Genomic DNA, 11,787 nt, shown 5'->3' with positions numbered 1-11,787 from the left:
ACCCGTCACACGACGGATGCCCGCCCCGCGAGAAGCGGGACGGGCATCCGATCAGACGAGAGGATCAGCCTTCGGCGGGAGCCTCGGGGCCCTCGCTCGCGGCGGCCGAGCTCTGCGTGTCGGCGGGCTCGGTCGCGTCAGCGGCCTCGTCGACGACCGGCTCGAGCGACAGCTTGCCGCGGTCGTCGATCTTCGTGATGCGCACGAGGATCTTGCGACCGACCGACAGCACGTCTTCGACGTTCTCGACGCGCTTGCCACCGGCGAGCTTGCGGACCTCGCTGACGTGCAGCAGTCCGTCCTTGCCGGGCAGGAGCGACACGAACGCACCGAAGGTCGCGATCTTGACGACCGTGCCCAGGAACTGCTCGCCGACCTCGGGGTTGGTCGGGTTGGCGATCGCGTTCACCTGCGCACGGGCAGCCTCGGCCGAGGGGCCGTCGGTCGCGCCGATGTACACGGTGCCGTCGTCTTCGATCGAGATCTGGGCGCCGGTCTCGTCCTGGATGGAGTTGATCGTCTTGCCCTTGGGTCCGATGAGCTCACCGATCTTGTCGACCGGAATCTGCACGCTGATGACGCGGGGCGCGGTGGGCGCCATCTCGTCGGGGGCGTCGATGGCCGAGTTCAGGACGTTGAGGATCGTCAGACGAGCCTCCTTCGCCTGGGTGAGGGCAGCGGCGAGCACCGACGACGGGATGCCGTCGAGCTTGGTGTCGAGCTGGATCGCCGTGATGAACTCCGACGTACCCGCGACCTTGAAGTCCATGTCACCGAGGGCGTCTTCGGCGCCGAGGATGTCGGTCAGGGCGGCGTAGCGCGTCTGTCCGTCGACCTGGTCGGTGACCAGGCCCATGGCGATACCGGCGACGGGAGCGCGCAGCGGCACACCCGCGTTCAGCAGCGACAGGGTCGAGGCGCAGACGGAGCCCATCGAGGTGGAGCCGTTGGACCCGAGGGCCTCGGACACCTGACGGATCGCGTACGGGAACTCCTCGCGGCTGGGCAGCACGGGCACGAGCGCGCGCTCGGCCAGGAAGCCATGCCCGATCTCGCGACGCTTGGGGCTGCCCACGCGACCGGTCTCACCGGTCGAGTACGGCGGGAAGTTGTAGTGGTGCAGGTAGCGCTTGCTCGTGATGGGCGACAGCGAGTCGATCTGCTGCTCCATCTTGAGCATGTTCAGCGTGGTGACGCCAAGGATCTGGGTCTCGCCGCGCTGGAAGATCGCCGAGCCGTGAACGCGCGGGATGACCTGCACCTCGGCGTCGAGCGGACGGATGTCGGCCAGACCGCGGCCGTCCATGCGGACGCCCTCGGCGAGGATGCGACCGCGGACGATCGTCTTGGTGACCGACTTGTACGCGGCGCTGAACTCGAGCGTCGCGACGGCGGGCAGCTCACCCGACTCGACGGCGGCGATGAGCTCGGCCTTGACCGAGGTCTTGATCTCGTCGTCGGCGTTCTGACGCTCCTGCTTGTCGGCGATCTGGTACACCGGCACGAGGCGGTCGTAGGCGCGACCGGCGACGAAGTCGTACGTCTGCTGGCTGTACGCCGGGAAGACGGGGAACGACTGGATCTCCTTGGCCGCCGTGCGGGCGACCTCGTTCTGCGCGTCCACCAGCTGGCGCAGGAACGGCTTGGCCGCTTCGAGGCCTTCGGCCACGACCTGCTCGTTGGGCTTGGTGGCGCCGCCCTTGATCATGTTCCAGCTGCCCTCGGTGGCCTCGGCCTCCACCATCATGATGGCGACGTCGCCGTCGTCGAGCACGCGGCCCGCGACGATGAGGTCGAAGACGGCCTCTTCGAGCTGCGTGACGGTCGGGAACGCGACCCACTGGTCGGCGTTCTCACCGTGGCCGGGGATGAGCGCGAGGCGCACACCCGCGATGGGACCCGAGAAGGGCAGACCCGAGATCTGGGTCGACAGCGACGCGGCGTTGATCGCGAGGGCGTCGTAGAACTCGCCGGGCGCGATCGACAGCACGGTGACGACGATCTGGACCTCGTTGCGCAGGCCCTCGACGAACGAGGGGCGCAGCGGGCGGTCGATGAGGCGGCAGACGAGAATGGCCTCGGTCGAAGGGCGACCCTCGCGGCGGAAGAACGAGCCGGGGATCTTGCCCGCGGCGTACGAACGCTCTTCGACGTCGACGGTCAGCGGGAAGAAGTCGAAGCCTTCACGCGGGTGCTTGCCGGCGCTGGTGGCCGACAGGAGCATGGTCTCTTCGTCGAGGTAGGCGGCAACGGCGCCCTGGGCCTGCTGAGCGAGGCGTCCGGTCTCGAAGCGGATGGTGCGGGTGCCGAAACGGCCGTTGTCGAGAACGGCTTCAGCGGCGGTGATTTCTGGACCTTCCAAGAGGTCCCTCCTTCTTTGTTTAGGCTCGCCGCCCCGTGTGGGCGACGAGCTGCATGCGAAGGAGCAGGAACAGGCAGAAAGGGCGCGCCGACGTGTCGGCCCGGAAATCCCGGCGACTGGCCACCAGTAGACGACCACCCGGCAAACGACGGGGAGTCCACCACAGGGGACCAGCGTCTGCCGGCCTGCTCCGTGAGCTCATGTGTAATTGAGCGGATGCCAAGACGGCATCGTCCTCACCCTACCAGCGCCGCGCGGAACGGGGTGGTCACCGCACGGATTCGTGCTTTAGCGTGACCTCATGGGCATCATCCGTCGCAGCAGTCACACGCTCCTCGTGTGCGTGCTCCTCGGCGCGGCGATGGCCCCTCTGTCGGCCGCCGCCGCCTCACCCGCCTCCGCGACGAGGGCCGTGACCGCCGCCGTCGATGAGGCGGCCGTCGCCCAGGTGAAGCAGGCGCTGGATGCCGCGGAGCAGTCCGCCGCGTCGGCGTCGCGTCGCGCGCTCGACACCTCGGCGACCGCCGAGCGCACCCGACTGCTCGCGGAGTCCACCGCCGCCCGCGCCGAGACGCTGACGGCGCAGAGCACCGCCGCCGACGCGCACCTCTCGTCCACCCGCACCCGGGCGGGCGCCAGCGCCTCACGCCTCTACCGCACCACCGGGAGCGGCCCCCTCGTGGCGCAGCTGCTGACGGGCGCCGATCCCGACTCCCTGCTGTCGCGTCTGGGCATCCTGGATCGGATGGCGACCGTGGCGGCGCGCACGGCCGGCCAAGCCCGCAGCGCGGCCGACGTCGCCACGTCTCTGCGCGCCCAGGCGGAGCAGGCCCGCGCCGAAGCCGCGCGCCTGGCGGCCGAGGCGCAGACGACGGCGGCCACCGCCGCCGCCGAGGCCGCGACCGAGACGGCGACCGTCGCCGCCGCCCAGGCCCAGCTGAACGACCTGTACGCGCAGCTGGCCGAGTTGCGGCGCACGACCGCCGAGCAGGAGCGCGCGGCGCGCGAGCGCGAGAAGGCCGAACGCGACGCCGCCGAGCCCGGCGGATCGACCGGCGGCGGTCCGGGCTCCGGGGGCGAGGGCGGTGGGTCCGGCGGCGGCTCGGACTCCGGCGGCGGCGACTCGGGCGGCGGGTCCACTCCCGGCGGCGGGTCCGGCGACGGCGGCGGCTCCGGGGGCGGGTCGAATCCCGGCGGCGGGAACGGCGGCGGCTCCGGCAGCGGCGGCGGGGACTCCGGCGGCGGAGGGAACTCCGGCGGCGGCAGCGGCGGAAACGGCGACGGCTCGGGCGGCGGCTCGGACGGCGGCACGACGGCCCCCGCCGGCCCGGTGATGAGCCCGAGCGAGGCGCGCACCCACGCGCGCGGAGCGATCAGCGGCTACGGCTGGGGTGACGACCAGTTCTCGTGCCTCGTGTCGCTGTGGAACCGCGAGTCGGGCTGGCGGGCCGACGCGCTGAACCCCTGGAGCGGTGCCTACGGCATCCCCCAGGCCCTTCCCGGCGAGAAGATGGCCTCGGCGGGTCTCGACTGGCGCTCGAACGCGGCGACGCAGATCTCGTGGGGCCTGCGCTACATCGCCGACCGCTACGGCAGCCCCTGCGGCGCCTGGGCGCACTCGGAACGCACCGGCTGGTACTGACGCGGCCCCGCCGCCCGCTAGCTCACGAGACCACCCGTCCTTCGCGAACGCACGGGCCGTGGCGTGTGCTCTCGACGACGCCACCACGACGTCCGCGACAAGGCCCTCGTCAGACGGCGCGGGTACGCTCGCGATCGCCGCGGGTGGGCAGCTCGACGTAGCCCGCGTGCTTCGCCAGAATGCCGTCGCCCGCGGTGCGTCCGCGGACGCGGCGCCACACCCACGGCAGGGCGTCGCGCGTGAGCCAGGCGCCGTGCGGGGCGTCGTCGTCGGCGTGCAGCGCCTCGTCGAGTCCGAGCAGCGCCGACGCGTCGGGTACCCCCAGGGCCTCGGCCGCGCGATACGCCACCAGGCGATGCCCGGCCGAGCGCAGGTGCACCAGATCGTCGGCCCAGTGCGGCAGCTCGCCGAGGTCGGCGACGGCCTCGAGGTCGAGCAGGATCGCACCCTGCTCCTGCGCGATGCGCCGCAGCTCGACGTTGTACGTCGCGAAGCGTCGCGCGAAGATGCGGGCCGCCGCGCGTCGGGGCAGGAAGGTCGTCACCAGGAGCACGTCGGCGCCCGTCCGGCGGATCGCGCGCACGGCGGACTCGACCTCGGCGACGATGGCCGGGATGACGGGCGCCGGTCCCACGAGGTCGTTGGCGCCGATGAGGATCGACACGAGGTCGGGCTCGAGAGCGAGCGCGGCGGGGACCTGCTCGTCGATCAGGTGACGCACCCGACGGCTGCGCACGGCCAGGTTGGCGTAGCGGAAAGGCCCCGCGTCGCTGGTGTGCGCCAGCAGCTCGGCCAGACGATCCGCCCACCCGCGGTATTGCCCCGCCGGCATGCGCGACGCGTCGCACAGGCCCTCGGTCAGCGAGTCGCCGAGCGCGACGAAGCGCGTCCACCGCCCCCGGGTGCGGGATGCCGACAGGGTGGCCGGTCGCGTTCCCCCGCGCAGCAGCATGCTGTCGTCGACGGCGCGGAGGGCGACGGCATCCTGGTAGTGCCCGACCAGGTCGCGGGTGAGGGCCTGCCAGGTGCGCCCCTGTACCGCCTCGCGCGCGGCGCGGGCGAACGCGCGGCGCTTCGACTCGTCGCCGACGAGATCGGCGACGCGGGCGCGCAGGTCGTCGAGGTCACCGGGACGGTACAGCCAGCCGTCGACGCTGGAGCGCACCAGGTCGAGCGGCCCGCCCACGCCGGTCGCCACCACGGGAACACCGCTGGCGAGGGCCTCCTGGATGGTCTGGCCGAACGTCTCGCTCTCACCCGGGTGCACGAACACGTCGAAGCCGGCCATGGCCTGCGCCAACGCCGCACCCGACAGGTGCCCGGTGAAGACGGCATCCGGAATCGCCCTCTCGAGCGCGGGCCGCGAGGGGCCGTCGCCGACGATCACCAGGCGCGTGCCGGGTACGTCGGCGAGCGCGCGCAGGTCGTCGACCTGCTTCTCGGGGGCGAGGCGCCCGACGTACCCCACGATGCGTTCACCGTTCGGGGCCACCTCGGCCCGCCACGCGTCGTCGCGGTGCTCGGGCGCGAAGCGGACGGCATCCACTCCCCGACCCCAGCGGCGGATGCGGTCGACGCCCAGACCTTCGAGCTGGCGCGTCGACGCCGACGACGGGGCGAGGGTGAGCGTGGCGCGGCGGTGCAGGCGGGCGACGTGCCCCGCGACGAGCGCCGTGGCGTGGGGCAGGCCGTACTTCTGCGAGTAGGCGACGACGTCGGTCTGGTACACCGCGACCGAGGGGATCCTCAGCGCGTCGGCGGCGGCGAGCCCCTGCCAGCCGAGCACGAACGGGGAGGCCAGGTGCACCACGTCGGGATCGAAGTCGCGCAGGAGGGCCCCGAGGCGGGCGGCCCGGGCGAACACCACGCGCACCTCGGGGTACGACGGCAGCGGCACCGAGCGCAGCAGCTCGGTGCGCGCGCCGTGCAGATCGGCGGTGACATCGCCCGACTTCGGAGCGATGACGAGGGTCTCGTGCCCCGCCTCGGCCAGATGGCGCAGCACATGCAGAACGGAACCGGTGACCCCGTTCATGTGGGGGAGGAAGGATTCGGCCAGCAGCGCGACTCTCACGTCTCCAGGGTGAGACCTCGGGCGGGCCGGTGGGGGCCGGATCGGGGCCAGGTTCGCGATGTTCACCCGATGCTCCGCTGGGCGTCACCGCCGCGTGGGCGGGGCGTCTCGATCGGCGGCGGAGAGTGACGGAATGGACGGTGTCGACGGGTGGCTGCAGGCGATCGCCGCGAGCCCGTGGGCCCTGCTCGGCATGGCGGTCCTCGTGTTCGCCGACGCCTTCCTCGTCGTCATCCCGGGCGAGGCGGCCGTCACCGCCTTCGGGGCACTGGCGGTGTCGCACGGCACGCCGCCGCTCCTCGGGGTCGTGCTCGTCGCCGCAGCCGCGGCCTTCGCGGGCGACGCCTGCTGCTACCTGGTCGGTCGCAGGGTCGGCGTCGAGCGCTGGGCGTGGATGCGCCGCCCCCGTGTGCGCGCCGCCCTCGACTGGGCGCGGGCACGCCTGGAACGCAACGCCGCGGTCGTGCTGTTCACCGCGCGGTTCGTGCCCTTCGCTCGCCTCGCGGTCAACCTGGCCGCGGGCGCCGCGCGGGTGGCTCCGGCGCGCTACCTCGGGGTGGCGGCGGTCGCGGCGCTCGCCTGGGCGGCGTACCAGGCCGTGATCGGCGCGATCGTGGCCGCGGTGGTGCCGGGCGGGCCGGTCGTCGCGGTGGTCGTGTCGATCGTCGTGGCGGTGGGGATCGGCGTGGGGATCGATCTCGTGCTGGCGCGTCGCGCGAAGCGCCGGGTGGCGTCGCGGGGCTGATCGTCGGCGGCGGATGCCGGACCCCGGGCGTAACGCCGACGCGGGCCGGGTCTTCATACGATGTTCTCGGCACGCGTCTGTCGCGATGTCGGAGGCCCCGGGCAGCATGGGGGCATGAGCGACGGCTACGACCCGGACTTCCTCGGCATCCCCCTGCCCCTCCCCTCCCCCACCACGCCGGTCACCCGGCTCGACTACCCGCGGTTCTCGGTGCTCCTCGACGAGGAGCGGCGGTTCGCCGCCGTCACCGGCGTGGTCATCGACGGGGCGACGCTGCGCGAGCAGCCGCGCACGGGCGAGTGGCGGCTCGATCCGCGCGTCTCCGCCGACGCGCAGGCGGGTCCCGAGGTCTACAGCCGCAACGACCTCGACCGCGGCCATCTCGTGCGGCGGCGCGATCCGGGCTGGGGCTCGGCGTCCGAGGCTCGAGCTGCCACCGAGGCGACGTTCTTCTACACGAACGCCGCTCCCCAGGCTGCGGGTTTCAACCAATCGAAAGAGCTCTGGCTGGGCCTCGAAGACCACGTGCTCGCCTACGCCGAGACGACCGACCGGCGTCTTGCGGTGTTCACCGCCCCGGTGCGGGGCGCCGACGACCCGCCGTATCGCGGCATCCGCGTGCCCCTGCGGTTCTGGAAGATCGCCGCCTGGCGCGACGGCGACGCCCTGGCGGCAGCGGGCTTCGTGCTCGATCAGAGCGCGCTCGTCGACACGCGGCAGGCTCTGACGGTGGCGCCGCTCGGGGCGTTCCGCACGTTCCAGGTGCCCATCGCCGACATCGCGGCCGAGGCGGGTGTCGACGTGGGGCCGCTGCAGGCCGCCGACACGTTCGTGCGGCGGGGGCTGCGCCCGGTCGCGGCGCGCGAGCTGCGCAGCGCCGACGACATCATGCTGTGAGGCGAGCGCTCGCGCCGACGCCTCGCTCCCCCGCGCAGCACGGCGGCTCGCCCGTCGACGGCTCCGCGAGCGAGGACTCCACGAGGTCGGGGCCGTCGGCCCGGCTCGTCAGCCCACCCGCACCGCGTGCAGAAGGGTGTCGATCGCGGCGGAAGCGTGCCCGCCCCGCAGCTCGGCATCGGCGCTCGTGCGCGTGATGCGCTCGCAGCGCTCGATGCGGAACCTCTCGTCGAGGGCGCTGCGCAGCAGTTCGGGCGTGTACAGGATCGCGGGGTCGGTCGGTCCGTGACCACCGGCGGCGATGTTGTCGACATCGTGACCGATCACGACGAGCGAACCCCCGGGTGCGACCCACTCCGCGATCCGTGCGACGGCGACGGCGCTGTCGGGCAGGTGCAGGTAGCACGACACCACGAGGTCGACGGGAGTCGCGGGCTCCCACTCGTGGACGTCTCCGCGCGTCCAGGTGACCGCGTCGCCCCCGGGCCGCGCCGCGGCGAGCGCGAGACCGGCGCCCGAGAAGTCGACTCCCGTGCAGGTCCAGCCGCGCCCGGCGAGCCACAGCGCCGTGCGCCCGTCGCCGGTCGCGACGTCGATGGCGGTTCCCGGCGGCAGCGTCGCCGCGATCTCGCGCACAGCGGCGGGCGGCTGGGTGGCCCACACTCCCCCGGCCGAGGCGCGGTATCGCTCGTCCCACTGCGCGGCATCCATCGCGGCTCCTTCTGCTCGCCCCCACCCTAGGGCGGGTCCGCTCCGGGCCGGGTGCACGGGCTCAGCGATCGGCCGGTCCTCGAACGCGCGCGGCCGCCCACTCCCACGCCACAACCTCAGCGATGTGCACAACCTCAGCCCGAACGGGCCCCTCCCGACTGAGGTCGTGCGCATGACCGAGGTTGTGCGCGACCCCGCGCACGACGACGCCCCGCCGCCCGCGAGGGCGACGGGGCGTCATACGGGGTCACTCCCCCGACAGACCACCCAGCAGGTGGCCGAACGAGCGGCCCTCGCCGAGGTACGACGACGGGTCGAACGGATCGGCGTCGCGTACCGGCTCGCGCGCGGCGATCGCGTCGGCGAACTCCCGGGCTCCGCGGTCGACGCGCGAGCCCAGCGGGGCGACCTCGTCGGCGTTCGATCCCCAGTCACTGGATGCCGCGAACACTCCGGTCGGCACGGGATTGGCGTGCAGGTAGGTGAACAGCGGCCGGATGGCGTAGTCGATCGCGAGCGAGTGGCGCGCCGTCCCCGCGTTCGCGCCGATCAGCACGGGCGTGCCGTTCAGCGCCTGCGGGTCGAGCACGTCGATGAACGACTTGAACAGGCCCGAGTAGCTGGTCGAGAAGATCGGCGTCACGGCGATGATGCCGTCGGCCGACACGACCGTGTTGATCATCTGCTCCAGCGCCGGGGGCGCGAAGCCGGTGAGCAGGTTGTCGGTGAGGTCGTGCGCGTAGTCGCGCAGTTCGAACACGTCACTGGTGGCGTCGATGCCGCGCTCGCGCAGCTCGGCCAGAGCCGCGTGGGCGAGGCGGTCACCGAGCATGCGCGTCGACGACGGCGTGGACAGGCCCGCGGTGATCACCGCGATGCGGCGGGCGGCCACGTCAGGCCCCCACGCGCGTCGCGGCGGAACCGAAGGCGCTGCCGGCCTTCGCGGCATCCTGGTACGGGCTGCCCGCGGTGAGGTTGTCGCCGCGGTTCGCGGCGGGAACGGCCTGGCGCGGAGCGGCACCGGCGTACGCCTTCTCGACCATGTTGGCGTGCGTGGGCGCGTCGGGCACCTCGGCGGGGCGGTTCTTCTGCAGCTCCTTGCGCAGCACCGGCACGACCTCGGAGCCCAGGATGTCGAGCTGCTCGAGCACGGTCTTGGTGGGAAGCCCCGCGTGGTCGATGAGGAACAGCTGGCGCTGGTAGTCGCCGTAGGTCTCGCGCATCGACGCGTAGCGGTCGATGATCTGCTGCGGCGAGCCGACGGTCAGCGGGGTCATCTCGCTGAAGTCCTCGAGGCTCGGGCCGTGGCCGTAGACGGGGGCGTTGTCGAAGTAGGGGCGGAACTCGCGCACGGCGTCCTGCGAGTTGGAGCGCATGAACACCTGTCCGCCGAGTCCGACGATCGCCTGCTGGGGCGTGCCGTGGCCGTAGTGGGCGAAGCGCTCGCGGTACAGCGTGATGAGGCGCTGGTAGTGCTCCTTGGGCCAGAAGATGTTGTTGGCGAAGAAGCCGTTGCCGTAGTACGCGGCCTGCTCGGCGATCTCGGGGGTGCGGATCGAGCCGTGCCAGACGAACGGCGCGACGCCGTCGAGGGGACGCGGGGTCGAGGTGAAGCCCTGCAGCGGGGTGCGGAACTTCCCCTCCCAGTCGACGACGTCCTCGCGCCACAGCTTGTGCAGCAAGTCGTAGTTCTCGATGGTCAGGGGCAGCCCCTGGCGGATGTCCTTGCCGAACCAGGGGTACACGGGTCCGGTGTTGCCCCGGCCGAGCATGAGGTCGGCGCGACCCCCCGACACGTGCTGCAGCATGGCGAAGTCCTCGGCGATCTTCACCGGGTCGTTCGTGGTGATGAGTGTCGTCGAGGTCGTGAGGATGAGGCGCTCGGTCTGCGCGGCGATGTACGCCAGCGTCGTCGTGGGCGACGACGACCAGAACGGCGGGTTGTGGTGCTCGCCGAGGGCGAAGACGTCGAGGCCGACCTCTTCGGTGTGCTTCGCGATGGTCAGCGTGTCCTTGATGCGCTGCGCTTCGCTGGGCGTCTTACCGGTGGTCGGGTCCTGGGTGATGTCGCTCACCGTCATGACGCCGAACTGCATCCCGGGCCAGTTGTTCGTCTCGTTCACCGTGCTCATCTGAATCAGCGCCCCTCTTATTTGTATGCAACTGAATATACATGCTCCAACGTGCGAGACCGAGCTTTATTCCGCGTTACCTCATCGGCATCCGGAATCCACCCCCGTGGACCGCCGCTCCCGGCGGGGATATCGTCGCTGGCGATGACGACACCGACCCGTGTGCCCTTCTGGGACAACGCCCGCTTCGCCGCGATCGTGCTCGTCGTGTTCGGTCACGCCGTGCAGCGACTGACCTACGATTCGGATGCCGCCGAGGCGCTGTACCTGCTCGTCTACGCGTTCCACATGCCCCTCTTCGCCCTCGTGGCTGGCTACTTCTCGTCGTCGGCCGAACCGACCCGCCGGCGGATGGCGCGACTGTTCACCGACCTCATCGCGCCGTACCTGATCTTCGAGACGCTCTGGACCGTCACCCAACTGCTCGTGACCGGCCGGAGCAACCTCGATCCGGCGCAGCCGTCGTGGACGCTGTGGTTCCTGCTGGCGCTGGCGCTGTTCCGACTCGTGCTGCCGTATCTCGCGCTGCTGCGCGCGCCCGTGCTGTGGGCGTTGGCGATCTCGATCGTCGCCGGGTACCTCCCCGGCATCGACTCGACCCTCTCGCTCTCGCGCTTCCTCGGCCTGTTGCCGTTCTTCACCCTCGGGTGGTGGCTGCGCGAGCGCGACGTCGTCGCGCGCCGGGGGCTGCTCGACGCCCGACCGGTGTGGCTGCGGATCGTCGCCGTCCTCGTCCTGGCCGGAGCCGGGGCGATCGCGTTCGCCTTCGTCGACGTCTGGCGGGACGTGCGCCTGGGCACGTGGTTCTTCTTCGTCGACACGTACGCCGACCTGGACGCCCCGCAGTGGTGGGCGGGCGGGGTGCGGCTGGCGATCATCGCCCTCGCGCTCGTGCTGATGACGGCGTTCCTGCTGCTCGTCCCGCGCCGCGAGACGTCGTGGACGCACCTCGGCCGGTACACGATGTACGTCTACCTGCTGCACACGTTCGTGCTCTATCCGTTCCGCCAATCGGGCGTCCTGCGGGGTCTCGAACCCGCGGCGCTGTGGATCCCCCTCATCGCCGTCGCGAGCGTGGCGATCGCCGTCGGCCTGTCGAGCCGGCCCGTGCGCCGACTCACCCGCCCCCTGGTGGAACCCCGGATGCCGTGGCTCTTCCGCGACCGGGAGCTGGGGGCGGGTCGCGGGTCGCGGTAGGTGACCCTCCCCGCCCCGCGCGCGTCG

9 protein-coding genes are annotated in these 11,787 nt (G+C 72.1%); 4 read left to right on the top strand and 5 right to left on the bottom strand.

The window, feature by feature from the left end:
* Positions 1 to 64: 64 nt before the first annotated feature.
* Positions 65 to 2,362 carry a polyribonucleotide nucleotidyltransferase gene (locus ASG45_RS07720; RefSeq protein ID WP_055835078.1) on the bottom strand — a complete coding sequence of 766 codons (2,298 nt, stop codon included), beginning with the start codon at positions 2,360 to 2,362 and terminating at the stop codon, positions 65 to 67.
* A gap of 301 nt (positions 2,363 to 2,663) precedes the next feature.
* Here ASG45_RS07720 and ASG45_RS16605 point away from each other — a divergent pair, with 301 nt between their 5' ends.
* The gene (locus ASG45_RS16605) at positions 2,664 to 4,004 is read left to right on the top strand and encodes a lytic transglycosylase domain-containing protein (RefSeq protein ID WP_055835075.1); all 1,341 of its coding nucleotides are present in this window, start codon (positions 2,664 to 2,666) and stop codon (positions 4,002 to 4,004) included.
* A 109-nt stretch (positions 4,005 to 4,113) separates the two neighbouring features.
* On the opposite strand, the gene ASG45_RS07710 is transcribed toward ASG45_RS16605, so the two are convergent.
* Positions 4,114 to 6,078, bottom strand: a complete 1,965-nt coding sequence (locus ASG45_RS07710; protein WP_055835072.1) for a glycosyltransferase — start codon at positions 6,076 to 6,078, stop codon at positions 4,114 to 4,116.
* Between the two features lie 133 nt (positions 6,079 to 6,211).
* Between ASG45_RS07710 and ASG45_RS07705 the strand changes: the two genes are divergently transcribed.
* Together ASG45_RS07705 and ASG45_RS07700 are read left to right on the top strand one after the other, a co-directional pair.
* Complete coding sequence (locus ASG45_RS07705; RefSeq protein ID WP_055835069.1) at positions 6,212 to 6,823, top strand: DedA family protein; 612 nt, start codon at positions 6,212 to 6,214, stop codon at positions 6,821 to 6,823.
* Positions 6,824 to 6,937: 114 nt separating this feature from the next.
* Positions 6,938 to 7,720, top strand: a complete 783-nt coding sequence (locus ASG45_RS07700; RefSeq protein ID WP_055835065.1) for a DNA/RNA non-specific endonuclease — start codon at positions 6,938 to 6,940, stop codon at positions 7,718 to 7,720.
* 108 nt (positions 7,721 to 7,828) lie between these two features.
* On the opposite strand, the gene ASG45_RS07695 is transcribed toward ASG45_RS07700, so the two are convergent.
* From ASG45_RS07695 to ASG45_RS07685, 3 genes are all read right to left on the bottom strand, one after another.
* A complete protein-coding gene (locus tag ASG45_RS07695) occupies positions 7,829 to 8,431 on the bottom strand; it encodes a class I SAM-dependent methyltransferase (protein WP_055835062.1) in 603 nt (200 codons plus the stop codon).
* 247 nt (positions 8,432 to 8,678) lie between these two features.
* Positions 8,679 to 9,323: an FMN reductase gene (locus tag ASG45_RS07690; RefSeq protein WP_055835059.1), complete on the bottom strand. Its 645-nt coding sequence runs from the start codon at positions 9,321 to 9,323 to the stop codon at positions 8,679 to 8,681.
* Between the two features lies 1 nt (position 9,324).
* Positions 9,325 to 10,527, bottom strand: coding sequence for an LLM class flavin-dependent oxidoreductase (locus ASG45_RS07685; RefSeq protein WP_156458772.1), 1,203 nt, complete (start codon positions 10,525 to 10,527; stop codon positions 9,325 to 9,327).
* Positions 10,528 to 10,707: 180 nt separating this feature from the next.
* Here ASG45_RS07685 and ASG45_RS07680 point away from each other — a divergent pair, with 180 nt between their 5' ends.
* Positions 10,708 to 11,760 (top strand): acyltransferase family protein, encoded by a 1,053-nt coding sequence (locus tag ASG45_RS07680; protein ID WP_055835056.1) that lies wholly within the window; start codon positions 10,708 to 10,710, stop codon positions 11,758 to 11,760.
* Positions 11,761 to 11,787 lie beyond the last annotated feature (27 nt).

Source organism: Microbacterium sp. Leaf436, from assembly GCF_001424715.1.
In the GTDB taxonomy this organism is placed as follows: domain Bacteria; phylum Actinomycetota; class Actinomycetes; order Actinomycetales; family Microbacteriaceae; genus Microbacterium.
This window is presented reverse-complemented; position numbering and strand designations above follow the sequence as displayed.